The organism is Gluconobacter cerevisiae, from assembly GCF_015244675.1.
Classification (GTDB): Bacteria; Pseudomonadota; Alphaproteobacteria; order Acetobacterales; family Acetobacteraceae; genus Gluconobacter; species Gluconobacter cerevisiae.
Genome location: NZ_JABCQO010000001.1, coordinates 490483 through 516738, shown reverse-complemented (window position 1 = coordinate 516738; position 26256 = coordinate 490483). Strand labels below are relative to the sequence as shown.

The window sequence follows — 26256 nt, the reverse complement described above, 5'->3', positions numbered from 1 at the left end:
TCAGAGATCGGCGTCTAGCCGGGCGTCGAAGCGGGCTCGGGCGGATTCGATTTCGGGGCGGTTCGACATCGCCCACTGACCGAAGGCTTCTGTCAGTGTCCAGAGCGATTCCCCAAGCGTCGTGAGTTCATAATCCACGCGCGGCGGAGTCGTGGGCGTGACAGTCCGCAGGACGAGGCCGTCACGTTCCAGATTGCGCAAAGTGAGCGTCAGCATCCGCTGCGAAATCCCGTCAATCGCGCGGCGCAGTTCGCTGAAGCGGTGCGATCCACGCCCGAGCGATTTGACGATCAGGATGCTCCATTTGTCCGTCGTGCGGGCAAGGATGGAGCGGATGACGGCGCAGGCGCCGCTGTCCTGTGCGCAGTCCAGAGGTGCCGCCCCCGGCTTTACGGACAGCTTCTGGGGATGGGTGGTGTCACTGACGCGAACATCCATGTGCCTATGGCTCCGGAATGTGCCTTCTTGCGGCGGGGTTCAAAGGTTCCTTATCTGGTGCTGGTTACGATCAGGAACCGGAAAGATCAAAATGAAACTTCTTCACATCGATTCCAGCATTCTCGGTGACAGCTCCGCCAGCCGTCAGGTCAGTGCCGCCGCTGTTGCGCAGCTTCGCAAGAAAGACCCGTCCGTGGAGGTCATTTCCCTTGATCTCGCCAGCGATCCGCTGCCGCATCTCGACGTCGAAGCCCTGTCATGGCTCGGCAAGGAACTGACGCCGGATGTGTCGGCTCGCCCCGAACTGGTCGCCAGCGCCAAGGCTCTGAATGATTTCAAGGCTGCGGATATCGTCGTCATTGGCGTGCCGATGTACAACCTGTCGATTCCCAGCCAGCTCAAATCCTGGATCGACCGCATCATGGTGGCGGGTCAGACCTTCCGTTATGGTCCGTCCGGCATTGAAGGTCTGGCCAAAGGCAAGACAGTCGTGCTCGCTCTGGCACGTGGCGGCCTGTATGGCGAAGGCTCGCCCGCAGCTTCTTTCGAGCATCAGCTCAGCTACCTGAAATCCGTCTTCGCCATGATCGGCATTACGGACATCACCGTGATTGAAGCCGAAGGTCTCGCCACCAATGGCGGCGCCGACCGTGCCCGTATTCTCTCGGACGCGGAACAGAAGGCCAGCGCCCTCTAAAAGTCGCTGGTATCTGGCCGATCGTCTCTTTCGCAGATGATCGGTCAGATTTCTGGTGTTTTGAAGGTCCTGAGGAGCCTCCGGAAAATCGAGATTTCCGGAATGTGAATGGACGTTCTGCGCTCTCGGGCGTCATGTCGTGTGCAAGCAAGACTGCACAGATCCGAGGAGCCTCTCATGAGCCAGCAGAATTTCCGCAGCATCCTGACGGGATCGTTCTCGACACCCTGCGACGACAACCCCACTGTCGCCATGATCGAGGCCGCCTACCAGCACCACAACATTGATGCGCGCTACATCAACTGTGACGTCAAGGCCGAGGGTCTGAAGGACGCCGTGGCAGGCGCCAAGGCTATGGAGTGGGTCGGGTTTAACTGTTCCCTGCCGCACAAGGTCAAGGTGATCGAGCATCTGGACGAAGTGGTCGAATCCGCCCGGATCATCGGGGCCGTGAACTGCGTCTCCATCCGCGATGGCCGTCTGATCGGCGACAATACGGACGGCAAGGGCTTTCTGGCCTCTCTCAAAAAGGTCACGGACCCGTCCGGAAAGAAGGTCCTGCTTCTGGGTGCGGGCGGGGCCGCGCGCGCCATTGCCGTGGAGCTGGGTCTGGCCTCCGCCGCCCATATCACCGTCATGAACCGCGACCCGAAAAAAGCCGAAACCATCGCTGCCCTCGTCCGGGACAACACGTCGGCCAAGGCGGATGTTCAGGCCTGGGACGGTGACGCCAGCGTGCCGCAGGACGTGGACATTCTGATCAATGCGACCTCCATCGGTCTGGGCGATGCCGAAACCATGCCGCCGCTGAAGGTCGAAACCCTGCGTAAGGGTCTGATCGTCGCTGATGTGATCCCGAACCCGCCCAGAACGCGCCTGCTGCGCGAGGCAGAAAGCAAAGGCTGCACCGCGCTGGACGGGCTTGGAATGCTGGTCAATCAGGGCGTGATCGGCGTGGAGCACTGGCTGGGCAAAACGCTGGATGCCGGGGTGATGGAAAAGACCCTGAAGGATATTTTCGGCGCGGCCTGATCTAAAAAAACTGACATAAAAAACCCCGGTGCTTTCAGGAAGGGCACCGGGGTTTTTCGTAGGCCTGATAAAGATCAGCGACCCTCGAAGAAGTCGCGGACCTTGGCGAAGAAGCCGCTGCTTTCGGGGCTGCCCTTGGCATGGTCGTCCCCGGCTTCCTTCTCGAATTCTTCGAGAAGCTCGCGCTGCCGCTTCGTCAGATGGCTCGGCGTCTCGACTGAGACCTGAATATACATGTCCCCACGGGCTGAGGAGCGCAGGACCGAGAAGCCCTTGCCGCGCAGACGGAACGTCTCGCCGGTCTGTGTTCCGGCAGGGATGCGGACCTTAGTACGGCCGCCATCCACGACCGGAACTTCCACTTCCGTGCCCAGAGCCGCCTGCGTCATGCGCAGCGGAACGCGGCAATAGATGTTCGCCCCGTCGCGCTGGAAAATGTCATGCGACAGAACGGAGACGTGCACATATAGATCGCCCGGCTGCACGCCTTCGCCACCGGCCTCGCCCTTGCCCGCCATGCGGATGCGGGTGCCATCCTCGACACCAGCCGGAATGTCGATGCTGATGGTTTCGGTCTTTGCCTGCGTTCCCGTGCCGTGACAGACCTTGCACGGATTGGCGACGGTCCGGCCCGAACCATGACAGGTCGGGCAGGGGCGTTCGACGAGGAAAAAGCCCTGCTGCGCCCGGACCTTGCCCGCACCGTGACAGGTCGGGCAGGTGGTGCTGCCCGCCTTGGGATCAGCCGAGCCCGAACCATGACAGGACTCGCAGGCCACGCGGGTGCGGACCTCGACATTCTTCTTCACGCCGGTGAAGGCTTCCATCAGCGTGATTTCGACCTGAACCTGGACATCGGCCCCGGTCCGGCGTCCACCACCCCGACGGCCACCCATCATGTCTCCGAACATCTGGTCGAAGATATCGCCCAGACCACCCGCACCGGCAAAACCACCGCCGAAGCCGCCGCCCATTCCGCCCATGCCACCTTCGAAGGCATCATGGCCGTACTGGTCATAGGCCGCGCGCTTTTGCCCGTCCTTCAGAACATCATACGCTTCGTTGATTTCCTTGAATTTCTGCTCGGCGGCGTCGTCACCCGGATTGCGGTCGGGATGGTACCGCATGGCCTGCTTGCGGAAGGCTTTTTTCAGCTCGTCCGGCGAGGCTGTGCGGGAGACTTCAAGGGATTCGTAATAGTCGATTTTGATGGCCATGTTCGGTCCTTAGGGGGCGTTCCGGAAGGCGGTCCCTGTTATGGGCCGGAAAAACAAGAATGGCGCCCACCCCCTTGCGGGAACGGGCGCCCTCGGAAAACAGGGCCGGACGGAGCGTTGCGCTCCATCCGGGAAAGTCACCCGATCAGTGCTTCTTGTGGTCGTCTTCGAGGTCTTCGAAGTCGGCATCGACGACGTTGTCGTCCTTCTTTTCCGCTTCCGGAGCAGCAGCGCCTTCAGCGCCCTGACCGGCCTGATAGACAGCCTGACCAACCTTCATGGCAGCCTGCGTCAGCTTCTCGCTGGCAGCCTTCAGGGCGTCGAGATTGTCTCCACCCAGAGCTTCGCGGGCTTCGGCAATGGCTGCTTCAGCTTCGGATTTGTCAGCCGCCGGAACCTTGTCGCCACCTTCGGTGATGGACTTCTCGGTCTGGTGAATGAGGCCTTCCGTGCTGTTGCGCAGCTCGACCAGTTCACGCTTGGCCTTGTCGGCAGAAGCATTGGCTTCCGCGTCCTTGACCATGCGGTCGATGTCGGAGTCAGACAGACCGCCAGAAGCCTGGATCTTGATCTGCTGTTCCTTGTTCGTGGCCTTGTCCTTGGCGGACACGTTCACGATGCCGTTGGCGTCGATGTCGAACGTGACTTCGATCTGCGGCATGCCACGCGGCGCCGGGGCAATGCCCTGAAGGTCGAAGTTACCCAGCAGCTTGTTGTCAGCCGCCATCTCACGTTCGCCCTGATAGACCTTGATGGTCACGGCGTTCTGGTTGTCTTCGGCCGTGGAGAAGGTCTGGCTCTTCTTGGTCGGGATCGTCGTGTTGCGGTCGATCAGACGGGTGAACACGCCACCCAGCGTCTCGATACCCAGCGACAGCGGCGTCACGTCGAGCAGCAGGACGTCCTTGACGTCACCCTTCAGGACAGCGCCCTGAACGGCGGCACCGATAGCGACCACTTCGTCAGGATTGACGTTGCGGGCCGGTTCCTTGCCGAAGAATTCCTTAACCGTCTCGATGACCTTCGGCATACGCGTCATGCCGCCAACGAGAATGACTTCGTCGATCTCGCTCGGGGAGACGGACGCATCCTTGATAGCTGCACGGCACGGGCCGAGTGTGCGCTGCACCAGATCATCAACGAGGCTTTCCAGCTTGGCGCGGGACAGCTTGACCACGAGGTGCTTCGGGCCCGAGGCATCAGCCGTGATGAACGGCAGGTTGATCTCGGTTTCCTTGGAGGAGGACAGCTCGATCTTGGCCTTCTCGGCGGCTTCCTTCAGGCGCTGCAGGGCGAGTTTGTCGCCACGCAGGTCGATGCCCTGCTCTTTCTTGAACTCGTCGGCGAGGAAACCGATGATGCGGTTGTCGAAGTCTTCACCGCCCAGGAACGTATCACCGTTCGTGGACTTCACTTCGATCACGCCGTCGGAGATCTCGAGGATGGAGACGTCGAACGTGCCACCACCAAGGTCATACACGGCCACCGTGCCGGAATCGCGCTTGCCAAGGCCATAGGCGAGGGCTGCTGCGGTCGGCTCGTTGATGATGCGCAGGACTTCGAGGCCAGCGATCTTGCCAGCGTCACGGGTGGCCTGACGCTGGGCATCGTTGAAGTAGGCCGGAACCGTGATGACAGCCTGCGACACACCTTCGCCAAGATAGGCTTCGGCGGTTTCTTTCATCTTGCCCAGAACATAGGCAGCGATCTGCGACGGTGCGTATTTCTCGCCGCGGGCTTCAACCCATGCGTCGCCATTGTCGCCACGGACGATGCCATAAGGCACCATTTCCTTGTCCTTCTGGACAGTCGGGTCGTCGTAACGGCGGCCGATCAGGCGCTTGACGGCATACAGGGTGTTGGAGGGATTGGTCACAGCCTGACGCTTCGCGGCCTGTCCGACGAGACGCTCACCCTTGTCGGTGAAAGCGACCATGGACGGCGTCGTGCGGGCGCCTTCGCTGTTTTCGATCACCTTGGTTTCGTCACCCTCGCGTACGGCGACGCAGGAGTTGGTGGTACCAAGGTCAATGCCAATGACTTTGCTCATGTAAAATCAGTCCTCTCAGCGGTCCGTCCCGGCCCTGTGAGGCACCGGATCGAACCCTATTGACGTCCCCAGACCCTCACGGGCCTGTGTTTCGACTACTGATCTAGGCAAGGCTGGAAGGTGTTTCAAGCACTTGGACGACACATTTCGTCGAGAATCTTGTCCTGTCTCGCAGTGAAAAGGGCATTCAAAAGAAAGATGGCGGTTTCAGATATGCGCGCCGCCCTTTAGTAAGGTCGGGCCTTCCGCTTTGCCTGCCAATGGGACAGTCTTCACACAGCTATGCCGAATCATCCCTACTTTCGTGCCACGCTGCTGGCTGCCCTGACCTGTTTTTCTGCAATCGGGCTTTCCGCCTGTGGTCCGATGGGACCGGGGAAGCTGCGTAATGACCAGCTCGAATATTCCCGTGCGCTGGGAGATACCCAGAAGCACGAGATGCTGCTCAACATCGTGCGACTGCGTTACGCCGATCCGCCGACCTTCCTCGACACGACGCAGGTCATTGCGGGGTACAGCGTTTCCAAGAGCGTCAGCGGCGGCTTTTATGCCTACCCGGCAACGGCGGTCGGGAATTACCTGTTCGGAACAGGTACGATGTCGATGGGGGAAAGCCCGACTTTCACCTATCAGCCCGTGACGGGGCAGCAATATGCCGAGAACGTGGTCCGCCCGATTTCGCCGACCGTCATCATGCCGCTCAGCCTTGGCGGTCTGCCGATCGACACGCTGCTGCGTCTGACGGCGCAGTCCATTGATGGTCTGTCCAATGTGCGGGGCCTCGGTGCAGGACCGTTCGGCGGCGGGTCCGTGCGGTTTTATCTGCTGCTGCACGACCTGCGTCAGCTTCAAGTCGCTGGAGCCATGACTATCCGGATCACGACCGATCCTGTGACGCCGACAGACAGCAAGAAGAATGGCGGCAAGTCGGACAGTAATGGCGGTGGTCCGGGGCCTGAACGGTCCTATCTTGTTCTGACCTCCACTTCGGAAAGTAATCTGCTTGCGATTCAGGCGGAAGTGCGCCGTCTGCTGCATCTCGACCCGACGGCGGAAGAGGCCGAGATCGTCTATGGGCCTTATCCCAAGCATCCGGGTCAGATTGCGATCCTGACACGCTCAATGCTCGCGATGTTGACGCAGCTTGCCTATGAGGTCGAGGTTCCGGAAGGAGACATCAAGGCCGGTCGCACGCCGCCGACGATTGGTCAGGTTGGAATCGAGAATCGGCCAGAAGTCGTGATCCATTCAAGTAAGGAAGAACCTGACGGCCCCTATGCTGCCGTCAGCTATCACAATGCGTGGTTCTGGATCAGTGACCGGGATTTCCAGAGCAAACTGGCCTTTACGATGGTTCAGGTTCTGGCGGCCCTTGCGGCAACGAATCATACGGGTGGCGCTGTTGTCACGATTCCTGCCGGGTAATAAGGATCACGGTTATTTGAATTCACCGAAATAAAACTGTATTCGCACACGCTTTTGTTAGAGTGAAACATAGAAATATTGCAAAAGAGCCGTAGCTTTCCTGAAAGTCCGGAATTACCGTCCGGGGTATCAGTGCAGGAGGCTTTCACCGATGCCAAATACTTATTATGGCAACAGGACCCTGACCGAGTGGCTCACGTTCGTGCTCGGGGTTGTTATCGTTCTGGTGGGTCTGTTCTTTGTCATCGAGGGTGCAGAACTCGCGATGCTGGGCGGCTCCGTCTATTACGTTTTGTGTGGCATTCTGCTGGTTGCCAGCGGCGTGTTCATGGTTCTGGGACGCACAATCGGCGCATTTCTTTATCTGGGTGCGCTTGCCTACACATGGGTCTGGTCGCTGTGGGAAGTAGGTTTCAGCCCAATTGATCTCATGCCGCGCGCCATGGGTCCGACGATGCTGGGTATTCTTGTTTTCCTCACCATTCCGGTTCTTCGCCGACTGGAAACCCGCCGCACCCTGAGGGGAGCCGTCTGATGCGCAGATCCTATCTTCTCGCTACTGCAGCCTGCGTGACGCTGGCCTGCGTTCCGCTGGCCGCCAATGCCCAGTTCGCTCCTGCCGGAAGTGGCGGTTCGCCGACGGCTTCCGTTCCGGGCCCCGGCAATGCCGACGAGCCGACGGCAACGACTCCTGCCAGCACAAGCCGTTTTTCCGGCCCGTCTCCTTACGCGCCTCAGGCTCCGGGCGTGAATGCCGCCAACCTGCCGGATATCGGGTCCATGGACCCGAACGACGTTCCGCAGATGGTGCCGCAGCAGAGCGCTGCCCCTGCACAGGGTGACTGGTCTGCTTATGGTCGTGATGACAGCCAGACGCGCTACTCGCCGCTGTCCGAAATCACGCCGCAGAACGCCGATCAGCTCAAGGTCGCTTTCGTTTACCATACCGGCAGCTATCCGCGTCCGGGACAGGTCAACAAATGGGCAGCCGAAACCACGCCAATCAAGGTGGGTGACGGCCTCTATATGTGTTCGGCGCAGAACGACATCATGAAGCTCGACCCGGCAACGGGTAAGGAAATCTGGCGTCACAACATCAACGAGAAATACGAATCCATCCCCTACACCGCTGCGTGTAAGGGCGTGACGTATTTCACGTCGTCCCAGGTGCCGGAAGGTCAGCCCTGTCACAACCGTATTCTCGAAGGCACGCTCGACATGCGCCTGATCGCGGTTGATGCCGCGACCGGCAATCTGTGCGAGGGCTTCGGGCATGGTGGTCAGGTGAACCTGATGCAGGGTCTGGGCGAATCCGTTCCGGGCTTCGTATCCATGACGACGCCGCCGCCTGTCATTAACGGTGTGGTCGTGGTGAACCACGAAGTTCTCGACGGCCAGCGCCGCTGGGCGCCGTCAGGCGTGATCCGTGGTTACGACGCCGAGAGCGGCAAGTTCCTGTGGGCCTGGGATGTGAATAATCCTAACGACCACAGCCAGCCGACCGGCAACAACCATTACAGCCGCGGCACGCCGAACTCCTGGGCTGCCATGACGGGCGACAACGCGCTTGGCCTCGTTTACGTCCCGACCGGCAACTCGGCTTCGGACTATTACAGCGCGCTGCGTAGCCCCGAAGAAAACAAGGTGTCCTCCGCAGTCGTTGCTATCGATGTGAAGACAGGCGCACCGCGCTGGGTCTTCCAGACGGCCCATAAGGACGTCTGGGACTATGACATCGGCTCGCAGGCGACGCTGATGGACATGCCTGGCCCGGATGGCCAGCCTGTTCCGGCGCTCATCATGCCGACCAAGCGTGGCCAGACCTTCGTGCTCGACCGTCGTGACGGCAAGCCCATCCTGCCGGTCGAGGAACGTCCTGCTCCGTCGCCGGGTGTGATTCCGGGCGATCCACGTACACCGACGCAGCCCTGGTCCACAGGGATGCCGGCCCTGCGCGTGCCCGACCTGAAAGAGACCGATATGTGGGGCATGTCCCCCATCGATCAGCTCTTCTGCCGCGTGAAGTTCCGTCGTGCGAACTATACGGGTGAGTTCACGCCGCCGAGCGTCGATAAGCCCTGGATCGAATATCCGGGCTATAACGGCGGCAGTGACTGGGGCTCCATGTCCTATGATCCGCAGAGCGGTATCCTGATTGCGAACTGGAACATCACCCCGATGTACGACCAGCTCGTGACCCGCAAGAAGGCCGATCAGCTTGGCCTGATGCCGATCGACGACCCGAACTACAAGCCGGGTGGTGGCGGAGCCGAAGGTAACGGCGCCATGGACGGCACGCCTTACGGTATTGTCGTGACCCCGTTCTGGAACCAGTACACGGGCATGATGTGCAACCGTCCGCCCTACGGCATGATTACGGCCATCGACATGAAGCATGGCCAGAAGGTGCTGTGGCAGCATCCGCTGGGAACGGCTCGTGCCAATGGCCCGTGGGGTCTGCCGACTGGTCTGCCCTGGGAAATCGGTACACCGAACAATGGTGGCTCTGTCGTGACGGCTGGCGGTCTGGTGTTCATCGCTGCGGCTACGGATAACCAGATCCGCGCTATCGACGAACACACTGGCAAGGTGGTCTGGAGCGCAGTCCTGCCGGGCGGCGGTCAGGCTAACCCGATGACCTATGAGGCCAATGGTCACCAGTACGTCGCCATCATGGCAGGTGGACATCACTTCATGATGACGCCGGTCAGCGACCAGCTCGTGGTTTACGCCCTGCCCGATCACAAGGGCTGATAAAACCGGGGGCTTCCGCTTCCGGGCAGACGAAGAGGGGTGGTTTTCGTGCCGGAAATGGCACGGGGGCCGCCCCTTCGTCGTTCAGGATAGTCGTTTTTCCATTTTTCGGGTGGGAAGGGGATGCAGACCCGGCTACAGGCTGTTTTCGTCTGAAAATACTCTTTCCGGAACAGGCCCCGCAGAACCATCATGACCGACCGCTCTCCCGTCATTCTTCAGGTTCTTCCGGCGCTGGGCACCGGCGGTCTGGAACGCGGGGCTGTCGAGATTGCCTCTGCCATCACACAAGGCGGCGGGACCGCGCTCGTGGCCTCGCGTCCGGGGCGGCTTCTGGTGCAGCTTCGTCATGCGGGCGGGCGGCATATCGACCTTGATCTGAAGATAAAATCGCCTTTCGCCGTCCTGCGTCGAGCACGGGATCTTCAGGCGATCATCCGGCGTGAAGGCGTGGACCTCGTGCACGCGCGTTCGCGGATTCCGGCTTGGGCAGCATGGATCGCGTGTCGCCGGGAGAACATCCCGCTCGTAACGACATGGCACGGCGTTCACGAGGCCACATGGTGGGGCAAGAAACTCTATAATTCCGTGCTGGCGCGGGGCGCGCGGGTCATCGCCATTTCGGAGTTCATTGCGGGCCGCCTGCGTAGCGAATACGGTGTGCCGGAAAGCCGTTTGCGCGTTATTCCGCGTGGCGCAGACCCGCAGGACTTCGAGCCCGGTGTGATTTCCGGCGAGCGCGTCCAGAAACTTGCCGAATCCTGGGGTGTGCTGCATGGCGAAGACGTCATTCTCATGCCCGCACGATTGACGGACTGGAAAGGGCAGGGCGTTCTGATCGAGGCGCTGGCGCTCCTGCGGGATCGGGCGGATACGGGGTGGATCTGTGTTCTGGCGGGGCCCGAGGGCGACCGGAAGTTTTCGCGCAGACTCCAACAGCGTGTGCGGGAACTCGGCCTTGAAGATCGGGTCCGGTTTGCCGGAACCTGCACGGACATGCCTGCGGCCTGTGATCTGGCGACCGTTGTCGTGGCACCCTCGCTCCGGCCCGAACCGTTCGGGCGGACGCTGGTCGAGGCGCAGATGATGGGCCGTCCGGTGATCGGTACGGCGCAGGGAGCCATGATGGAAACGATCCTGCCGGGCGAGACGGGTCTTGTTGTACCACCCGGTGATGCGGATGCTCTGGCGGATGCGTTGAAAAGCGTACTGGAAACAGATGAGGATGCGTTGAACTGGCTGGCGGAAAAAGCCCGCGCCCATGCCGTTGCCAACTATACGACAGACCTGATGCAGGCCCGGACGCTGGGCGTTTATGATGAACTTCTGGGCACCCATCTGCGGACGACATTCGAGGAACAGAACCATGACCGGTAAGGACGGAAAACCCACGGAGCAGATCATCCGAGACCGCGCTGCGGCCGCAAAGGAAGAGCGGGAAAGCCGTGAAGCCAAAGCGCTCCGGGCCAATCTGATGCGCCGCAAACAGCAGCAGCGTGCCCGTCCACAGGATGAAGTTGTCTCATCCCCCCCAACGAGCGCTGAGAGCCAGTGAAACGCAATTTTTCCATGCCGTCCCCAGAGGAGCTGGCGCTGACAGGCGTGACAGTTCTGTGGGGTGGAACATTTCTCGTGCTGCATACCGCCATGCAGCATTGCGGACCGCGGTTTTTCGTTTTTGTCCGTTTCATGATGGCGGCAGTTTTCGTCGGGCTGATGGCCAGGCGGAAACTGCTGGATTTCAACCGGCGGGAAATCTGGGCCGGAACCTTGATTGGCGTTACTCTGGCGATCGGATACGTGTTGCAGAGCGCAGGGCTGCACGACATCACCAGCAGTCGCTCCGCTTTCATTACGGCGCTGTATGTTCCGCTGGTGCCGATCTTTCAGTGGGCTTTCCTGCGCCGCGCGCCGCACCTGATGAGCTGGCTTGGGATCGGACTGGCGTTCGCAGGGCTGGTCTGTCTGGCGGGGCCGGCGGCGCTGTCGCTGTCTTTCGGTCGCGGCGATCTGCTGACGCTGTGTGCGGCGATTGCTATTGCAATCGAGATCGTCCTCATCAGCCTTTATGCACGCGGTGTGGACAGTCTGCGCATAACGGTCATGCAGCTTGTTGCCGGAAGTCTGTTTGCCGGGCTGATGGTCCCGGTTTCGGGAGAAGCGCTTCCGGCCTTCTCGTGGGTCTGGATCGCCTGTGCGCTGACTCTGGGCGGTTTGAGCGCGCTGGTGCAGGTCGTGATGAACTGGGCGCAGAAATCCGTCTCTCCGACAAAAGCGGCCGTGATCTATGCCGGAGAGCCCGTCTGGGGCGGGCTTGTCGGCTGGCTGGCTGGCGATCATCTGCCTCCGGCGACGCTGCTGGGTGCTGTGCTGATCGTGGGCGGTGTTCTGACCAGTGAACTGCGTCCGCAATGGCTGGAAGCCCTGCTGGGTCGTTCCTCGCAGGCGATCACGAAAAATGACTGATCTGACACATTGCGTGATGATGTCCCGTTGCGTGATCTGGCGTCGCTCGCTAGAGCAGGTGGGTTAGACGCGCGGCGATTCCTGTCGCCCCCGCTCAGGAGTGCCTTCATGCCCATCATGCCCGACACATGGATTCGCCAGATGGCGCGGGAAAAAGGCATGATCGAGCCATTCGTGGAGGCCCAGAAGCGCGAAGGCGTCATTTCTTTCGGCCTGTCATCTTATGGCTATGACGCGCGCGTGGCGGAAGACTTCAAGATCTTCACGGATGTGGACAGCGCCATCGTCGATCCGAAGAACTTCGCGTCCAACAGTTTCGTCACCCGCACGGGCGACATAACCATCCCGCCCAACAGCTTCGCGCTGGCGCATACGGTCGAGTATTTCCGCATCCCGCGTGACACGCTGGTGGTGTGTCTCGGCAAGTCCACCTATGCGCGTTGCGGCATCATCGTGAACGTCACGCCGCTGGAGCCGGAATGGGAAGGGCAGGTCACGATCGAGATCAGCAATACCACGCCGCTGCCTGCGCGAATTTACGCGAATGAGGGCATCTGCCAGTTCCTGTTCTTTCAGGGCGCCAGCCCCTGTGAGGTCAGCTATGCCGATCGCGCCGGAAAATACATGCGCCAGTCCGGCGTCACCACGCCCCGCCTCTAATCCCCCCGCTTCTCAAGGCCCGTTTCTCAAGGATCGCACCATGGACCGTTTCATCATTCGCGGTGGCCGCCGCCTGACAGGCGAAATCGAGATCGGCGGGGCCAAAAACTCCGGCCTCAAGCTCATGGTCGCGGGGCTTCTGACGTCCGAGCGGCTGGTGCTGTCCAATGTGCCGGGCATCGCGGATATCCAGACGATGCGCGACCTGCTGCTGGGGCTGGGCATTGCGGTTGAAGACGTCGGGCCGCGCACGCTGTCCATCGGCGGCGAGATCGGCTCCGTCGAGGCGCCGTATGACATCGTCTCCAAGATGCGGGCTTCCATTCTGGTGCTGGGGCCGCTTTTGGCGCGGGCGCGTGAGGCGAAGGTCTCGCTGCCCGGTGGCTGCGCCATTGGTACGCGTCCTGTGGACATGCATCTCAAGGGGCTTGAGACGTTGGGGGCCGTGATCCGGCTCGAGAACGGCTATATCAATGCGACCGCTCCGGACGGGCTGAAGGGTGACAGGATCATCCTGCCGTTCGCCAGCGTGGGCGCGACCGAGAACCTGCTGATGGCCGCAACGCTGGCCAAGGGGCGCACTCATATCGTCAACGCCGCGCGTGAGCCGGAAATCAGCGATCTGGTGCATTGCCTCAACGCCATGGGCGCGCAGATCACGGGCGAAGGCTCGGGCACGCTGGTTATTGACGGTGTGGAAAAGCTGCACGGCGCGCATTACGCCGTCATGCCGGACCGGATCGAGTGCGGCACCTATGCCTGCGCGGCTGGCATTACGGGCGGCGATCTGCTGCTCGTGGGTGGACGGGCCGATGATCTGGGGGCCGTGATCCGCACACTTGAGGAAACAGGCGTCGAAGTTGTGGAAGAAGCGCGCGGTCTGCGGGTCCGTCGCAGCGGCACACTTCAGGGCGTGGACATCATGACCGAGCCGTATCCCGGTTTTCCGACGGACATGCAGGCGCAGTTCATGGCGATGCTGTCCGTGGCGGAAGGGGCGTCCATGATTACCGAGACGATTTTCGAGAACCGCTTCATGCATGTTCCCGAACTCAACCGGATGGGCGCGCGTGTGAATGTGCATGGACGCTCCGCCATCATCCGTGGCGTGTCGAAGCTGTCGGGTGCGCCGGTCATGGCGACCGATCTGCGGGCATCCTTCTCGCTGATCCTCGCGGGTCTGGCGGCGGAAGGCGAGACGCAGCTCAGCCGCATCTATCATCTGGACCGCGGCTATGAAGGCGTGGACCGCAAGCTCGCCGCCTGCGGTGCCGATATTGCTCGCGTCTCGGACTGACAGGGATAAAAGTTTTTGGTGAAGCTTTTTTCAAAAAGCTTCAAAGAACTCCGCCTTTTTGAAAAAAGGCGGAACCCAAAAACTTTTATGAGTTTGTGACCAGATCCTTCAGGACGGCTGTTGTGCCGCGCGTTTTCAGGTCTTCGCGGGTCTGGATGAAGCGCGTGAGGAACTCGGCGGAGTCTTCAAGGCCCCATCCGGCGAACACGCTCATTTCCAGCGCCTTGGCCGGGTTCGGGTCCAGCGCCAGCGCACGGTCGTCGGCGCTCAGGCGGGGTTCGGTGACGGCGAAGTTGGCCTGTACGTCATCGCGGCCCACCAGATAGGCACAGTAACAGGCGAGGGCGAAGGCGATCCGGCGCGGGTCCTGAGCGTTTTTCAGAACGTCTTCCGCCGTGGCGCGCAAAAAGACCGGCAGCTTGGATGTGCTGTCGGACGTGATGCGCAGAAGCTGGTCGCTGACGGCATGGTTGCGGAACCGCTCCAGAAGCTGGGCGGCATAGTCCGACAGGCTGATCCCCGGAGGGGCCGTCAGTTGCGGTGAGACGTCGTGGCGCAGGAATTGCTCCAGCAGGGCAGCCAGATGCTCGTCGCCCATGGCTTCATCGACGAGCCGGTATCCCATCAGCACGCCGGGCAGGGCCAGCATGGAATGGGACGCGTTCAGCATCCGCAGCTTGACCTGTTCGTAAGGCTCGACATCGTCCGTAAACAGAACGCCGACCTGCTCCCAGGCCGGGCGTCCGGCGGGGAAATTGTCTTCCACGACCCACTGGATGAAGTCTTCGCAGAACACCGGAACGCGGTCTTCGATGCCGCTCTGGGCATTGAGGCGCGCCACGTCGGCGGGATGAACGGCCGGGGTGATGCGATCAACCATGCAGGAGGGGAAAGCCACTTCGGCTTCGATCCACGCCGCCAGTTCCGCATCACGCAGACGGGCAAAGGACAGCACGGCATTGCGGGCGACATCGCCATTCGCAGGCACGTTATCGCAGGACAGGATGGTGAAGGGCGCGATCCCGGCATCACGGCGCTGGCGCAGGGCTTCGGTCATCATACCGAATGCCGTCTGCGGGACCAGGCGGTGCAGGTCTTCAGCGATGGCGGGGTGCTCGGTCATGAACCGGCCCGCTTCATCCATATAGTAGCCGCCTTCGGTAATGGTCAGGCTGACGATACGGATGGCGGGGTCCGTCAGGCGCTTCAGAGCGGCTTCGCGGTCGGCGGGGGCATGAATGTATTCGACCAGCGACTTGACGACCCGGACCGTGTCGGGACGGTTCGGCGGGCAGGCGCGCAGGGTGTAGAGGCCGTCCTGTGCGTGCAGGGCCTCGGCCTTTGCCACTTCTCCGGGAAAATCCATCAGGCCCATACCCACGATACCCCAGCCGGACTCCCCCGGAAGGGCCAGCGCGCGGTCCGTATAGACGGCCTGATGGGCACGGTGAAAGTTGCCGACACTGAGATGGACAATGCCGGGTGTCACCGTCGTCCGATCATAGGGGGAGGTCAGGATGGAGTCCGGCAGAGTCGGAAGGGTCTGGGATGTCAGGATCATGAAAAGGATCTTTCAGACGAAAGGACCGGCCTCTTTTAGAAGTCTCTTCATTTGAGGAAACTGTTTTTTATTTTGTGAATAATTTCTAATAATTCTCGCAGACCCGGGAGCATTACGGGAAACGAACGCTTTTCTATTAAAAACGGCGTCCTTTCGCGTTTTTTCCGATCTGACCTATGATCGGTGGCCCTAATCTTCTGTTTTTGCAGGACTGTCTTTTTATGAGTGCTCCCATCCATCGCCTGAGCGTTGACGAGCTTGTTCCGATGGTGCGGTCCGTCGTGTCGACCGAGACGGACATGATCGCCAACATGGCCAATATCGCGGCCCTGCTGTTCGAGGCCCTGCCGCAGATCAACTGGTCCGGATTCTATCTCTGGAAAGAGGCTGAAAAGCAGCTTGTGCTGGGGCCGTTTCAGGGGCGGCTGGCCTGCACGCGGATTCCGCTGGGCCGGGGCGTGTGCGGGACGGTTGCGCAGAACCGCGAGACGCTCGTGGTCCCGGACGTCCATGCGTTTCCGGGCCATATCGCCTGTGATGCGGCATCGGAGTCGGAAATCGTGCTGCCTATCGTGGCGGGGGGCGTGCTTGTGGGCGTGCTGGACATCGACAGCCCGGTGAAGAACCGGTTTTCGGACGCGGACCGGGTGCGTCTGGAAGAGATTGTCGCTCTATTGGTCGCAACGCTGGAAGGGTGAGCGGGGACGCGCCCCGCTCCTGAACTCAGGCCGGGACGCTGACGGACAGATGCTCCATCAGTTCCGGCACGTCCTGCACGACTGTGAACAGGCGGCGGGCTGACGGTTCTGCAAAACCCTGATCGACGGCATCGTTTAGCGTCTGCACCAGAGACGTGGCCCAGCCGTCGATATTGACGATATAGATCGGCCCCTGATGCAGGCCGAGCTGCTTCCAGGTCATGATTTCCATGAGTTCGTCGAATGTGCCGAGGCCGCCGGGAATGATGGCGTAGGCGTCGGAGAGTTCGAACATGCGCGCCTTGCGGGTGTGCATGTCCGGCGTAATTTCAAGCTGCGTGACGCCCTTGTGCATCACCTCGCGGGTATGAAGGAATTCGGGGATGACGCCGATCACCTTGCCGCCCGCCTTGAGTGCTGCATCCGCCACCGTGCCCATCAGCCCGACATGCCCGCCGCCATAGACCAGTGTGATTCCGTGTTGCGCCAGAGCCGTTCCGATCTCCGTTGCCCCTTCAGCGTAAGCAGGGGAGTTGCCAAAGCGGGAACCACAGAAAACGGCGCAGGAACGAATGATCATGTCGGGTCCGTGTCAGTTGAAGCAAGGATCTGTCAGGAAATCCGGCGGCCCAGAGAACGGCTGATCAGCACGCCCCCCAGACAACACAGGGCGGTGGTGGCAAACATCGTTCTGTAGCCTGCGAACTCGATGACCTGTCCAAGAAACAACCCCGAGAACGCGATGGCAAGGTCAATGAAGACGGAATAGGCGCCCAGAGCCGCCCCACGGTTCTCGGGCCCCGCGCTGTTGACGGCCAGAACACCGAGAGCCGGAAAGAGCAGTGAGAATCCCGCCCCGGTCAGCGCGGCCCCCACGAGGGCTGCGAACGGCGTCTGGAACAGACCGAGCGTGGCAAGTCCCAGCGCCTCTACCAGCAGTGAGACGATCGCCACGAACACGCCGCCACGGATTGCGATCTGTGAGGCGAAGAAAAACCGGATGACGACGAAAATGAACCCGAAAACCGCCAGCGCGGTGGCGGCGCCTTCCCAGTGCAGGACGGAGTAATAAAGGGCCAGAAACGACGAGATCGCGCCAAATCCGATGGACCCTGCTGCCAGTGCCGAGCCATGCGGCAGGACGAGTCTGAGAGCGCGCGAAAAAGAGATGGGCTTGCTGGTTGCGGGGAGGGGTTCGACGGCGGGATAGAATCCGATGATCGCAAGGCCGAACAGCGGCAGCGCCGCCGAGAGGATACCGACTGAGACTAGCCCGCCATAAGGCGCGGCCAGCAGCGACAGCTTTGCCCCGATCGGCGCACCCAGCGCGATTCCGCCATAGGAGCAGATGCCGTTCCATGAAATGGCGATGGCGGTGTTTTCCGCCCCGGCGCGGCGGATGTTCCAGACGATCACCCCGGTTGCGGCCCAGCTTTCCGCCCAGCCCAGCAGCAGACGACTGGAGAGCAGCACACCCAGAGACAGCAGCGGCGTGGCCGCCAGCAGCCCGGACCCTGCGATCAGCAGGCCCGACAGAACGCAGGTGACAAGTCCGCCAATGACGACTGGTTTGGGGCCGATCCGGTCCACCAGTCGTCCGGCGGAAGGGCGCGCGGCGAAGGTCGCGAAATACTGGAGCGAGAACGTGATGCCTGCGACGGTGGTGCTGTAACCCAGGCTCTCATGGACGAAAATCGCCAGAACGGCATTGGGCAGGCCGATCACGATATAGACCAGCAGATTGAACAGAACGACGGCAAGAACGCGTTTCGTCGGTGAGGCCGCCGACGTTTCCTGCGCGGTCATGGCTCTGCTCTCCTGAGGCTTATCTGTGAAAAGATCTCTCATGGCATAGGCCAGATGACGGGTGCCGTCACGAGGGCGGCCCTGTCTTTGCCTCATAAATTTCGCGTGGAGGGCGCTTATGACGGGTCAGGCGCGTCGCGGAACAGCAGTTCCATCTGGTCGGAGGACGTGGGAGCGGGCGCATGAAACCCCGAAAGCGTGAGCCCCAGCAGACGGACGCCCGTCACAAAAGGAAACAGCGGCATCATGAGAGTCTGCCCCGTTTGTAGCAGGACGTCTTCGGACGGAACCGGCGCAGGTAAGGTGCGGGCGCGGGTAATCTGGCGGAAATCGGCGTATTTGACCTTCAGGGTTACGGTGCGGGCCTGAAGCTGACGGCGTTGCAGACTGCCCCACAGCTTGGCGGCAATCTGCGTCAGGGCCGTGTGTGCGTCGGGTTCGGAAGTCAGGTCCTGAAGATAGGTCTGTTCGGTTCCGAGGGATTTGCGCTCCCGGTTCACAACGACGGGACGATGATCAATGCCGCGTGAGATTCCATAATAGAATGCCGCCGCCTTGCCGAAATGCCGGGTCAGGGTTTCGATGTTGTGTGTCCGCAGATCCGCGCCTGTCTCGATCCCGAGCGCGCGCATTTTCCGGGCTGTGGCCGGACCGATGCCGTGAAACGCATCCACGGGCAGCGCGGAAACGAAATCCGGGCCCATGGCGGGCGTAATCACGAACAGCCCGTCGGGTTTGCGGTAATCCGAGGCCAGCTTGGCCAGAAACCGGTTGTAGGACACGCCAGCCGAGGCGGTCAGGCCGGTTTCGGCGTGGATGTCCGCGCGGATGCGGTCCGCGACTAGTGTGGCCGAGCCGTAAGCGCCCAAATGGTCCGTCAGGTCCAGATAGGCCTCATCCAGCGACAGCGGCTGGATCAGGGGCGTGTAGCGGGAGAAAATGTCATGGATCTGGGCGGACACTGACCGATAGACGTCAAAGCGTCCGGGGACGAACACCAGTTCCGGGCACAGGCGTTTGGCCGTAACCGACGGCATGGCCGAGCGGACGCCGAAGCGCCGGGCTTCATAGCTTGCGGCTGCGACCACGCCCCGCGCTTCGCCCCGCCCGACCGCGAGCGGACGGCCGCGCAGGGACGGGTCGTCCCGCTGTTCGACAGACGCGTAAAATGCGTCCATGTCGATATGCACGATCCGGCGTTGCTCCATGACGCGAGTGTCGCCGATTCGAAAGAACGAAACAAGATCAGGAGCCGTCCATGAGCACCGATAAGACCCTTGAAGACGCACGCAGGGACGCCGGTTTCCAGACGCTTTCGACCCGACTGGCCTACAGCAATCCCTGGACCGCCCTGCGTGAGGACATCATCGTCCATCCCAACGGAAAGCAGGGCCTGTACGGGATTGTGGAGCGGGGTGAGTTCGTTGTGATCCTGCCGCTGCATGCCGACGGGAAGGTCACGCTGATCCAGCAGTTTCGCTATCCGGTAGGCGAGCGGCTGTGGGAACTGCCGATGGGCATGTGGGAGACGAAAGAGAACGTCGATCCCGTCGAGCTGGCGCTGGGCGAACTGCGCGAGGAAACCGGGTTATGTGCCGGCGAGATGATCCATGTCGGCACGATGTATCAGGGCGCCGGGTATTCGAACCAGAAGGGGCATGTCTTCCTTGCCCGCAACCTGACCCGTGGCGAGACGGATCTGGAAGCCACGGAAGAGGACATCACCTGTCACGACATGACGCTGGAGGCGTTCGAGACCATGATCCGCGAAGGCGAAATGAAATGCATGGTCTCGCTCGCCGCTTTCGCTCTGATCCGTGCGAAAGGCCTGATCTGACAGGACTTTCCCGAAAATTGCGGAACCTGAGACATATCTGGGGCGCTATCGAAGACCGAGCATATCACGAAGGTCCCGATGGACGACACCGCATCGCCGTCTCCAGATACCACTCAGATCGTCGCACAGGGTCATCCGACCGATAACGAGCTTCTTGCTTTCTACCGCTCGGAGATCCGGTTCGAGACCGAAATCGTGAATGGTCGTCTTCAGGCTCTTCTGGGATCACAGGCGTTTTTGGTCATTGCCTATGCAACGGCCATGACCGGCTCCACGAAACGGTGGGGCGACAGCATGGTGCTTCTGCTGCCGCCCCTGTTTTCGCTACTGGGGTTTGTACTGGCGCTGATGGCGCTGCCGGGCATCCGTGCGGCTTATGCTGCAATCGGCAAATGGGAGGGCAAGCAGCGCCATCTGCACACCCGAAGTCCGGATCTAACCGATTTCACTCTGGCACCGAACGAAGACGAAACCCGTGACATGATGCGCCGCGCCCAGCGTGGCGCCCTGTTCGCCCATCAGGCCCCGTTCATTTTCATCGTGGCCTGGGCGATCTTCGGGATCATCCCGTTCTATTTGTATCTGAAATAGCGATCAGATCACCGCATCCAGAAAAACAACTTCCGATCCGCCGCCTTCGACCAGTGGCGTGATCTTCTGGTTGAACACCTTGCCGTGTTCGGTGGCCATATGGGCGGCGAAGGCTGCGTCGTCCCGATAGGTTTCTTCCACATGGAACAGGTCGGGGTCGGAGGCGAGCGTATAGACCTTGAAACGCTCGCAGCCGGGTTCGGCGCGGACATCTTTTGCCAGCGCCGTCAGCAGGCCGCGCAGGGTTTCGCGCTGTCCGGGAAGGGCCTTGAGCGTGGCGTAAAGGGTCTTGGGCATGGCGGAGAGCCTTGTGGTGGTTGATGATGTTGCATCATTGACCCGCTGGAGCCCGTCCGCAAAGGCAAAGCTGCGTGAGAGTCAGGGCTTTTCGAGCAGCGTCTTGCAGCGCATCCACGACATGCGGTCCCGGAAGACGAACAGGACGTAATAATCCAGCTCGCGGCTGCGGGTTTTCGTGGTGCGGGTATAGAAGGGGTACACGTCGAACGGCCCCTGAAGCCCAACGGGAGCAGGTTCCGACGGCAGGACGCAATTGACGCGGAACAGCGGCATATAGACCGCATCGTCGCCGGGATTGCGCCGCACATGCCACAGGTTGCGCCGGAACTTCCTCAGCCGTTCCGGCAGCAGGAAGACCATCGATTTTTCGATGAATCCCGCCCCGAAATGCTCCGGCCGGTAATAACGCATGTCCTCGGGCATGTTGCAGAAATTGGGATGGTCCTGAACGATCATGGACCATCCTTTACGTCATCGGTGCAGGCGTTGGGAGAGGCGCGCCCTGCCTTATTCGTCCGATGTCTTTTGATCGGAAGCAGGTTTTGCGATCTCCACTGCCGCGCGGTTGAGGATCGCCACGATCCGCCGCAGTTCGTCCGCACCCGCGCCGCGGCGGGATTTCAGAGCGGATTTCAGGGCAAAACGCGCATCGTGAAAGGCCTGCCCCAACGTGGGGTCGAGGTCGTTGACGCCGGTGAACGCCTCGCGGACATCCGCCATGCGGGCGCCGATACGGCTCAGGACGTCGAGGATGCGGGCTGCTTCCTCACTGCGGGTTTCGTGGCTGGCTTTTCCCTCGTCCGTCAGACTGTAGAGCTTGCGGTTGCCTTCCTGTGTGACGGCGGCAAGGCCGGTTTCCTCAAGATAGGTGAGGGAAGGGTAGATTACGCCGGGGCTGGGCTTGTAGAATCCGCCCGACCGCTCTTCGAGGCGCCGGATCAGCTCATAGCCGTGGGCTGGGGCTTGCGCGAGCAAAGCGAGGATAACGAGCTGAAGCTCATCAGCTGTCAGCTTGCGACCGCGTGTAAAGTCTTCGCCGCCGAGATCGCCGCCAAAGCCTCTTCCGAAGCGCCCGCCAAAGCGTCCACCGCCCATGCCGCCACCACGTCCGCCATGCCGGTGTCCAAAGCCATCCATGCCCCAGTGACGACCGCCCCGTTTCTCATTAGGCCGCTCGCTCCGGCCTTCACTATTGCCACCCTCTTTCTGGTCGTCGCCTTCCGAGACGGGACGGCCTCTGCCGAAGAAGCCGCCACGATGATGATGGCCATGACGGGCCGTGCTGAAAAAATCCATTTTACGTCTAAACATGATGTTATCCTATTCGATATATCGAACGATATAGTATCTTACGATATATCTTCAAGAGAAAAATGCAGTCGGATGATTTCTCCGGATGCCCATTCTTCAACGGTAAGCGCGCCAGCATGAACACGTGTTTACGCGCCCACCCATAGCCGCGGCGGCCCGCGGCTGGTATCGGGCAGGAATGGGTAGCCCGATGTCTCTTCCCCCCGATCCGGACCTGCGCCGCACCTTGCGGCAGATCGTGCCGTGGCGTGCCGCGCTGACGATCGGCGCGATGCTGGTGCTGGTGGCAGCACTCCAGCGGCTGCCATTCATCCACCATCTTCTGGAAAACGCTCCGCACTGGCACGAGACGCCGGGCGCGCCACTGTGGTTCCTGCTGCTGGCCGTGCCCTACAGCGCGTGCGGTCTGCCGCGTCAGGCGCTGTGCGTGGCGGCGGGTCTCGCCTTTGGATTATGGGGCGGGCTTGTCCTGTGTTCTGTGGCCTATATGCTGGGGGCGGTTCTGGCGTATGGCTGGGCGCGGGTTCTGGCCCCGGCAGCGTTCCGGGCGCGGCTGCATGACAGGCTGGAAGCGGATTATGCCGCTCTGGCCCGCACGCTCCATGCAAAGCCCTTCCGGGCGGTGCTGACACTGCGGTTGATGCCTGTGGGGTCCGCCCTGCTGGTTTCGACGGCGGCGGGGCTGTTCGAGCTGCCGCTGCTGCCGTTCTCGGTCGCGACCTTTCTGGGCGGATTGCCGCAGACCCTGATTTTCGTTCTGGTCGGGTCCGGGACGCGGATCGGGCATGTCCTTCAGTTGGGGCTTGCGGGAATCCTGTTCGTCGTGTCGGGTGTGCTGGGCGCTGTCCTGCTGCGTCAGCATGGCCGGGAACGGGACGCCCCCTGACCACGCTATCAGACCATCAATCCGCAACCTGAAGTGAACAGGCAAACGCGCATGACAGACCAGACCATGAGATTCAGACGGGGAGATTCCCTGCCCGCATGGCTTCCGGTTCTGCTGGGAATTTTTACGGCTGTCGGGCCGGTCTCGACGGATGTCTATCTTCCGGCTCTCCCCGAAATGGAGCGCCAGCTTCACACCTCACCCGGTGCGGGTAGTGCGACCATGGCGGCCTGGGTGATCGGGCTGGCCATTGGGCAGATCAGCATCGGCCCGATCTCGGACCGCTTCGGCCGTCGCTGGCCGCTGCTGATCGGAATGCTGGGCTATACGCTGGGCGAAATCGGCTGCGCAATGGCGCCCAGCATGACGTTTTTGTGCATCTGCCGCGTCTTTTCCGCCATCATGGCGTCCGCCGGGCTTGTGGTGCCGAATGCGTGCATCCGGGACCTGACGGAAGGGGATGCATCGTCGAAAATGATGTCCCGCCTGATCGTCATTCAGGGCACCGTGCCGATTCTCGCGCCCATGCTGGGCGGTTTTGCGCTGAAATTCGTGGACTGGCGCATGATCTTCTGGGCCACGGCCGTTTATGGCGGGCTCTGTACCCTTCTGCTGATGACGGTCTTTCCAGAAACGCTCGCTCCGCAGGACCGCCGGGACCTGCGCCCCATCTCCATCATCGAACGCTACACCTATATCCTGCGGACCCGCAGCTTCATCACGAACGGTCTGGTCTGGAGTTTTCTGGGCTTCGTGACCTTCACCTATCTGACCGCAGCCCCCATGCTGTTCGAGGATGTGTTCGGGATGTCACCGTTCCATTACGGTATGCTGTTCGGCTTGTTTGCAGTCTGCATGATCGGGGCGTCTGCCATTAACGGTCAGCTCGTGGGCCGTGTCAGTACGGGGAAGATGCTGTTTTCCGCGTTGGGTGTCAGTCTGGCCGGGTGTGCCGTCCTGCTTCTTCTGGCGCTGGTGTCGAATTACGATCTCGACCCGCAAGGCCATATCAAGGCGATGTTCCTGTGGCCGCTCATTATCGCACTTGTCATCACCATGGCGCCCACGGGCGTTATAGGGCCGAATTCTATGGTTGGCGCGTTGTCAGAACAGTCCGATCGTGCCGGTTCGGCCTCGGCATTGGCGGGGACGATGCAGTATCTTTTCGGCGCTGTGGCAAGTGCGCTGTTCGGGCTGATGCCGTCCGGGACAGCAGTTCCGATGGCGATTTTCATGGCTTTTGCGTTCCTGGCCGCCATGGGCTTCGCCCTGCTGCGACCCAGCCTGCCTGCGGTGGCGGAACCACCGCGCCCTTCTTAAGGAAACATCCGTCATGAAAGCACTTCTTGTCGAAGATGATGCCGCCATTGCGCTGGTGGTCGAGACGGTTCTCCAGCGGGAAGGCTGGACCGTCCGACATGTTCTGGACGGTGATGGCGCGTTGGAGGGGGAGGACGCACCGGATCTTCTGGTGACGGATCTCAACCTGCCGGGGTCGCATAACGGGCTGGAGATCGCGCATCTGTTGCGGGAGCGTCGTCCGCAGATGGCCGTCGTGCTCATGTCCGGCGATTATGAAGACCGCGACACGGCCCCGCATGGTATGGCTGTTCTGCCCAAACCGTTCCGCAGGGCCGGGCTTCTCTCAGCCATCGAACAGGCGAGAGACGCAATCCGGACCTGAGGCCGGGGTTGAGTTGGGGGGGAGACTCCCCTACATGCCGCGCTGTTTGCCATGACCAGATGAAAGCCGTGCCACCATGTCGTTTCAGGACCCCCAGCCGCTCGATCTCAAGAGTTACATCCGCGAAATTCCGGATTTTCCGAAGCCGGGCATCCTGTTCTATGACATCTCGACGCTGATCCGCTCGCCCGACGCCTGGCAGGTCGCCACCGCGCGTCTGGCCCGTGCGATCGCCGCATGGCAGCCGGACATGCTGGCCGGAATCGAGAGCCGCGGCTTCCTGACCGCTGCTCCGCTCGCGCTGCGTCTGGGCTGTGGTTTCACGATGCTGCGCAAGCCGGGCAAGCTGCCGGGCAAGACCATTTCCCTGAAATACGGCCTCGAATACGGCGAAGACGAACTCCACATTCAGGCCGATGCCATCAAGCCGGGCCAGCGCGTCGTGGTGCTGGACGATCTGCTGGCGACGGGTGGCACGCTCGCTGCGTCCATCGATCTGCTGCGCAAGGTCGGCGCCGAAGTTGTGGGCGCATCCGTGCTGATCGAGCTTGCGGATCTGAAAGGCCGTGACAAACTGGACGTTCCGCTGAACGCTCTGATGACGTACGACGAATAAGGGACACGATATGTCGGGCACCTCTTCCGAAAGGATTTCCGCACTGTGGCAGACACGGTACCGCACGACGGCGCCGGAAACCCTGCCGGACAATGCGGTGCTTGACCTGCTGCTGTCGCACCATTCGGTCCGGGCCTATCTGCCGGATGCCCTGCCCGAAGGCACGCTGGAGGCCGGTATTGCGGCGGCGTCCTCGGCTGCGACGTCCAGCAATCTTCAGGTCTGGTCCGTCGTGGCCGTCGAGAACCCGGAAACGCGGGCCAGACTTGCCGAACTGTGCGGCGGCCAGAAGCATATCGAAGTCGCGCCTCTGTTCCTCGCATGGATCGTGGATCTGTCTCGGCTGGAGCGGATCGCGGAGCGGGCAGGGACGGGGCACGAAGCGCTCGACTATGAAGAAATCTTCCTCATGGCGACGCTCGATACCGGTATTGCGGCCCAGAACGCCGTCACTGCCTTCGAGTCCCTTGGGTTGGGCACGGTCTATATCGGCGGCTTGCGGAATTATCCCGAAGAAGTGGCACGACTCCTGTCCCTGCCGCCGCGTTCGGTGGCGGTTGTGGGTCTGTGCGTTGGCCAGCCCGATCCCGCAGCCCAGAACGGCCACAAACCGCGTCTGGGTCAGGACGTGGTGCTGCATCGCGAGCGATACAGCACAGAGACCGAGGCTGAAGGTATCGCGGCCTATGACCGGATCGCGGACGACTACCAGAAGAAACAGGGTCTGTCGTCGCGCGCATGGTCGGAAACAGTGGCTAAGCGTGTGGACAGCTTTAAGGGCCTGAGCGGCCGTCACGTTATGCGCACGGTGCTGCATAAACTCGGCTTCCCATTGCGGTAAAAAATACAGAGAAAAGTTTTTGGGTTCCGCCTTTTTCCAAAAAGGCGGAGAGCTGCACCAAAAACTTTTAAACTGCTGGCTGTTGTTGC

At 61.2% G+C, this 26256-nt stretch carries 28 protein-coding genes; 18 read left to right on the top strand and 10 right to left on the bottom strand.

Going from position 1 to position 26256, the window contains the following annotated elements; translation table 11 throughout:
- Positions 1 to 438: a winged helix-turn-helix transcriptional regulator gene (locus HKD21_RS02360; RefSeq protein ID WP_228120740.1), complete on the bottom strand. Its 438-nt coding sequence runs from the start codon at positions 436 to 438 to the stop codon at positions 1 to 3.
- Positions 439 to 529: 91 nt separating this feature from the next.
- Here HKD21_RS02360 and HKD21_RS02355 point away from each other — a divergent pair, with 91 nt between their 5' ends.
- A complete protein-coding gene (locus HKD21_RS02355; RefSeq protein ID WP_194253971.1) occupies positions 530 to 1135 on the top strand; it encodes an FMN-dependent NADH-azoreductase in 606 nt (201 codons plus the stop codon).
- 177 nt (positions 1136 to 1312) lie between these two features.
- Entirely contained in the window at positions 1313 to 2167 is an 855-nt protein-coding gene (aroE, locus tag HKD21_RS02350) for a shikimate dehydrogenase (RefSeq protein WP_194253970.1), read from the top strand.
- 74 nt (positions 2168 to 2241) lie between these two features.
- On the opposite strand, the gene dnaJ is transcribed toward aroE, so the two are convergent.
- On the bottom strand, positions 2242 to 3384 hold the full coding sequence (gene dnaJ / locus HKD21_RS02345; protein WP_194253969.1) for a molecular chaperone DnaJ: 1143 nt from the start codon (positions 3382 to 3384) through the stop codon (positions 2242 to 2244).
- Positions 3385 to 3529: 145 nt separating this feature from the next.
- Complete coding sequence (dnaK, locus tag HKD21_RS02340; protein WP_194253968.1) at positions 3530 to 5434, bottom strand: molecular chaperone DnaK; 1905 nt, start codon at positions 5432 to 5434, stop codon at positions 3530 to 3532.
- A 282-nt stretch (positions 5435 to 5716) separates the two neighbouring features.
- Between dnaK and HKD21_RS02335 the strand changes: the two genes are divergently transcribed.
- The 8 genes from HKD21_RS02335 (at position 5717) to murA (ending at position 14036) form a co-directional block, all read left to right on the top strand.
- Entirely contained in the window at positions 5717 to 6859 is a 1143-nt protein-coding gene (locus HKD21_RS02335) for a hypothetical protein (RefSeq protein ID WP_194253967.1), read from the top strand.
- 151 nt (positions 6860 to 7010) lie between these two features.
- Positions 7011 to 7394, top strand: coding sequence for a glycerol dehydrogenase (locus HKD21_RS02330; RefSeq protein ID WP_194253966.1), 384 nt, complete (start codon positions 7011 to 7013; stop codon positions 7392 to 7394).
- Positions 7394 to 9613 (top strand): pyrroloquinoline quinone-dependent dehydrogenase, encoded by a 2220-nt coding sequence (locus HKD21_RS02325; protein WP_194253965.1) that lies wholly within the window; start codon positions 7394 to 7396, stop codon positions 9611 to 9613. The genes HKD21_RS02330 and HKD21_RS02325 overlap by 1 nt, the downstream gene beginning before the upstream one ends.
- Before the next feature lie 192 nt (positions 9614 to 9805).
- Entirely contained in the window at positions 9806 to 10990 is a 1185-nt protein-coding gene (locus HKD21_RS02320) for a glycosyltransferase family 4 protein (protein ID WP_194253964.1), read from the top strand.
- Positions 10980 to 11168, top strand: a complete 189-nt coding sequence (locus HKD21_RS02315; protein ID WP_194253963.1) for a hypothetical protein — start codon at positions 10980 to 10982, stop codon at positions 11166 to 11168. The genes HKD21_RS02320 and HKD21_RS02315 overlap by 11 nt, the downstream gene beginning before the upstream one ends.
- Positions 11165 to 12079, top strand: a complete 915-nt coding sequence (locus HKD21_RS02310) for a DMT family transporter (RefSeq protein WP_194253962.1) — start codon at positions 11165 to 11167, stop codon at positions 12077 to 12079. The genes HKD21_RS02315 and HKD21_RS02310 overlap by 4 nt, the downstream gene beginning before the upstream one ends.
- A 108-nt stretch (positions 12080 to 12187) precedes the next feature.
- Entirely contained in the window at positions 12188 to 12739 is a 552-nt protein-coding gene (gene dcd / locus HKD21_RS02305; protein ID WP_194253961.1) for a dCTP deaminase, read from the top strand.
- 40 nt (positions 12740 to 12779) lie between these two features.
- Positions 12780 to 14036 (top strand): UDP-N-acetylglucosamine 1-carboxyvinyltransferase, encoded by a 1257-nt coding sequence (gene murA, locus HKD21_RS02300; RefSeq protein WP_194253960.1) that lies wholly within the window; start codon positions 12780 to 12782, stop codon positions 14034 to 14036.
- A gap of 85 nt (positions 14037 to 14121) precedes the next feature.
- On the opposite strand, the gene HKD21_RS02295 is transcribed toward murA, so the two are convergent.
- Positions 14122 to 15597: a mannitol dehydrogenase family protein gene (locus HKD21_RS02295; protein ID WP_194253959.1), complete on the bottom strand. Its 1476-nt coding sequence runs from the start codon at positions 15595 to 15597 to the stop codon at positions 14122 to 14124.
- Between the two features lie 221 nt (positions 15598 to 15818).
- Between HKD21_RS02295 and HKD21_RS02290 the strand changes: the two genes are divergently transcribed.
- Positions 15819 to 16295 carry a GAF domain-containing protein gene (locus HKD21_RS02290; RefSeq protein WP_194253958.1) on the top strand — a complete coding sequence of 159 codons (477 nt, stop codon included), beginning with the start codon at positions 15819 to 15821 and terminating at the stop codon, positions 16293 to 16295.
- A gap of 25 nt (positions 16296 to 16320) precedes the next feature.
- Here the strand turns inward: HKD21_RS02290 and HKD21_RS02285 are convergent, their stop codons facing one another.
- From HKD21_RS02285 to dinB, 3 genes are all read right to left on the bottom strand, one after another.
- Entirely contained in the window at positions 16321 to 16875 is a 555-nt protein-coding gene (locus HKD21_RS02285; RefSeq protein ID WP_194253957.1) for an LOG family protein, read from the bottom strand.
- Between the two features lie 32 nt (positions 16876 to 16907).
- A complete protein-coding gene (locus HKD21_RS02280) occupies positions 16908 to 18101 on the bottom strand; it encodes an MFS transporter (protein ID WP_194253956.1) in 1194 nt (397 codons plus the stop codon).
- 116 nt (positions 18102 to 18217) lie between these two features.
- Positions 18218 to 19309, bottom strand: a complete 1092-nt coding sequence (gene dinB, locus HKD21_RS02275) for a DNA polymerase IV (RefSeq protein WP_228120738.1) — start codon at positions 19307 to 19309, stop codon at positions 18218 to 18220.
- Positions 19310 to 19359: 50 nt separating this feature from the next.
- Between dinB and HKD21_RS02270 the strand changes: the two genes are divergently transcribed.
- The gene (locus tag HKD21_RS02270; RefSeq protein WP_194253955.1) at positions 19360 to 19938 is read left to right on the top strand and encodes an NUDIX domain-containing protein; all 579 of its coding nucleotides are present in this window, start codon (positions 19360 to 19362) and stop codon (positions 19936 to 19938) included.
- A gap of 78 nt (positions 19939 to 20016) precedes the next feature.
- A complete protein-coding gene (locus HKD21_RS02265; protein WP_194253954.1) occupies positions 20017 to 20529 on the top strand; it encodes a hypothetical protein in 513 nt (170 codons plus the stop codon).
- Positions 20530 to 20532: 3 nt separating this feature from the next.
- Here the strand turns inward: HKD21_RS02265 and HKD21_RS02260 are convergent, their stop codons facing one another.
- The 3 genes from HKD21_RS02260 to HKD21_RS02250 form a co-directional block, all read right to left on the bottom strand.
- On the bottom strand, positions 20533 to 20826 hold the full coding sequence (locus tag HKD21_RS02260) for a putative quinol monooxygenase (protein ID WP_194253953.1): 294 nt from the start codon (positions 20824 to 20826) through the stop codon (positions 20533 to 20535).
- Positions 20827 to 20907: 81 nt separating this feature from the next.
- Positions 20908 to 21285 (bottom strand): hypothetical protein, encoded by a 378-nt coding sequence (locus tag HKD21_RS02255; RefSeq protein ID WP_194253952.1) that lies wholly within the window; start codon positions 21283 to 21285, stop codon positions 20908 to 20910.
- Positions 21286 to 21336: 51 nt separating this feature from the next.
- A complete protein-coding gene (locus tag HKD21_RS02250; RefSeq protein ID WP_228120735.1) occupies positions 21337 to 22140 on the bottom strand; it encodes a PadR family transcriptional regulator in 804 nt (267 codons plus the stop codon).
- A 190-nt stretch (positions 22141 to 22330) separates the two neighbouring features.
- On the opposite strand from HKD21_RS02250, the gene HKD21_RS02245 reads away from it, so the two are divergent.
- From HKD21_RS02245 to HKD21_RS02225, 5 genes are all read left to right on the top strand, one after another.
- Positions 22331 to 23026 (top strand): TVP38/TMEM64 family protein, encoded by a 696-nt coding sequence (locus HKD21_RS02245; protein ID WP_228120733.1) that lies wholly within the window; start codon positions 22331 to 22333, stop codon positions 23024 to 23026.
- Positions 23027 to 23077: 51 nt separating this feature from the next.
- Positions 23078 to 24346, top strand: coding sequence for a multidrug effflux MFS transporter (locus HKD21_RS02240; RefSeq protein ID WP_194253951.1), 1269 nt, complete (start codon positions 23078 to 23080; stop codon positions 24344 to 24346).
- 13 nt (positions 24347 to 24359) lie between these two features.
- Positions 24360 to 24710, top strand: a complete 351-nt coding sequence (locus HKD21_RS02235) for a response regulator (protein ID WP_194253950.1) — start codon at positions 24360 to 24362, stop codon at positions 24708 to 24710.
- Positions 24711 to 24786: 76 nt separating this feature from the next.
- Positions 24787 to 25326 carry an adenine phosphoribosyltransferase gene (locus HKD21_RS02230; protein WP_146861550.1) on the top strand — a complete coding sequence of 180 codons (540 nt, stop codon included), beginning with the start codon at positions 24787 to 24789 and terminating at the stop codon, positions 25324 to 25326.
- Between the two features lie 10 nt (positions 25327 to 25336).
- A complete protein-coding gene (locus tag HKD21_RS02225; protein ID WP_194253949.1) occupies positions 25337 to 26167 on the top strand; it encodes an NADPH-dependent oxidoreductase in 831 nt (276 codons plus the stop codon).
- Positions 26168 to 26256: the final 89 nt, after the last annotated feature.

Excerpts from the sequence above, each read along its gene's own strand:
- murA (WP_194253960.1), top strand. The coding sequence starts at position 12,780 with ATGGACCGTTTCATCATTCGCGGTGGCCGCCGCCTGACAGGCGAAATC.
- HKD21_RS02320 (WP_194253964.1), top strand. The coding sequence starts at position 9,806 with ATGACCGACCGCTCTCCCGTCATTCTTCAGGTTCTTCCGGCGCTGGGC.
- HKD21_RS02295 (WP_194253959.1), bottom strand. The coding sequence starts at position 15,597 with ATGATCCTGACATCCCAGACCCTTCCGACTCTGCCGGACTCCATCCTG.
- HKD21_RS02335 (WP_194253967.1), top strand. The coding sequence starts at position 5,717 with ATGCCGAATCATCCCTACTTTCGTGCCACGCTGCTGGCTGCCCTGACC.
- dinB (WP_228120738.1), bottom strand. The coding sequence starts at position 19,309 with ATGGAGCAACGCCGGATCGTGCATATCGACATGGACGCATTTTACGCG.
- HKD21_RS02290 (WP_194253958.1), top strand. The coding sequence starts at position 15,819 with ATGAGTGCTCCCATCCATCGCCTGAGCGTTGACGAGCTTGTTCCGATG.
- HKD21_RS02230 (WP_146861550.1), top strand. The coding sequence starts at position 24,787 with ATGTCGTTTCAGGACCCCCAGCCGCTCGATCTCAAGAGTTACATCCGC.
- HKD21_RS02270 (WP_194253955.1), top strand. The coding sequence starts at position 19,360 with ATGAGCACCGATAAGACCCTTGAAGACGCACGCAGGGACGCCGGTTTC.
- HKD21_RS02330 (WP_194253966.1), top strand. The coding sequence starts at position 7,011 with ATGCCAAATACTTATTATGGCAACAGGACCCTGACCGAGTGGCTCACG.
- HKD21_RS02315 (WP_194253963.1), top strand. The coding sequence starts at position 10,980 with ATGACCGGTAAGGACGGAAAACCCACGGAGCAGATCATCCGAGACCGC.
- HKD21_RS02235 (WP_194253950.1), top strand. The coding sequence starts at position 24,360 with ATGAAAGCACTTCTTGTCGAAGATGATGCCGCCATTGCGCTGGTGGTC.
- HKD21_RS02360 (WP_228120740.1), bottom strand. The coding sequence starts at position 438 with ATGGATGTTCGCGTCAGTGACACCACCCATCCCCAGAAGCTGTCCGTA.
- aroE (WP_194253970.1), top strand. The coding sequence starts at position 1,313 with ATGAGCCAGCAGAATTTCCGCAGCATCCTGACGGGATCGTTCTCGACA.
- HKD21_RS02325 (WP_194253965.1), top strand. The coding sequence starts at position 7,394 with ATGCGCAGATCCTATCTTCTCGCTACTGCAGCCTGCGTGACGCTGGCC.
- HKD21_RS02260 (WP_194253953.1), bottom strand. The coding sequence starts at position 20,826 with ATGCCCAAGACCCTTTACGCCACGCTCAAGGCCCTTCCCGGACAGCGC.
- HKD21_RS02240 (WP_194253951.1), top strand. The coding sequence starts at position 23,078 with ATGACAGACCAGACCATGAGATTCAGACGGGGAGATTCCCTGCCCGCA.
- HKD21_RS02250 (WP_228120735.1), bottom strand. The coding sequence starts at position 22,140 with ATGTTTAGACGTAAAATGGATTTTTTCAGCACGGCCCGTCATGGCCAT.
- dcd (WP_194253961.1), top strand. The coding sequence starts at position 12,188 with ATGCCCATCATGCCCGACACATGGATTCGCCAGATGGCGCGGGAAAAA.
- HKD21_RS02355 (WP_194253971.1), top strand. The coding sequence starts at position 530 with ATGAAACTTCTTCACATCGATTCCAGCATTCTCGGTGACAGCTCCGCC.
- dnaK (WP_194253968.1), bottom strand. The coding sequence starts at position 5,434 with ATGAGCAAAGTCATTGGCATTGACCTTGGTACCACCAACTCCTGCGTC.
- HKD21_RS02265 (WP_194253954.1), top strand. The coding sequence starts at position 20,017 with ATGGACGACACCGCATCGCCGTCTCCAGATACCACTCAGATCGTCGCA.
- HKD21_RS02245 (WP_228120733.1), top strand. The coding sequence starts at position 22,331 with ATGTCTCTTCCCCCCGATCCGGACCTGCGCCGCACCTTGCGGCAGATC.
- HKD21_RS02280 (WP_194253956.1), bottom strand. The coding sequence starts at position 18,101 with ATGACCGCGCAGGAAACGTCGGCGGCCTCACCGACGAAACGCGTTCTT.
- HKD21_RS02285 (WP_194253957.1), bottom strand. The coding sequence starts at position 16,875 with ATGATCATTCGTTCCTGCGCCGTTTTCTGTGGTTCCCGCTTTGGCAAC.
- HKD21_RS02225 (WP_194253949.1), top strand. The coding sequence starts at position 25,337 with ATGTCGGGCACCTCTTCCGAAAGGATTTCCGCACTGTGGCAGACACGG.
- dnaJ (WP_194253969.1), bottom strand. The coding sequence starts at position 3,384 with ATGGCCATCAAAATCGACTATTACGAATCCCTTGAAGTCTCCCGCACA.
- HKD21_RS02255 (WP_194253952.1), bottom strand. The coding sequence starts at position 21,285 with ATGATCGTTCAGGACCATCCCAATTTCTGCAACATGCCCGAGGACATG.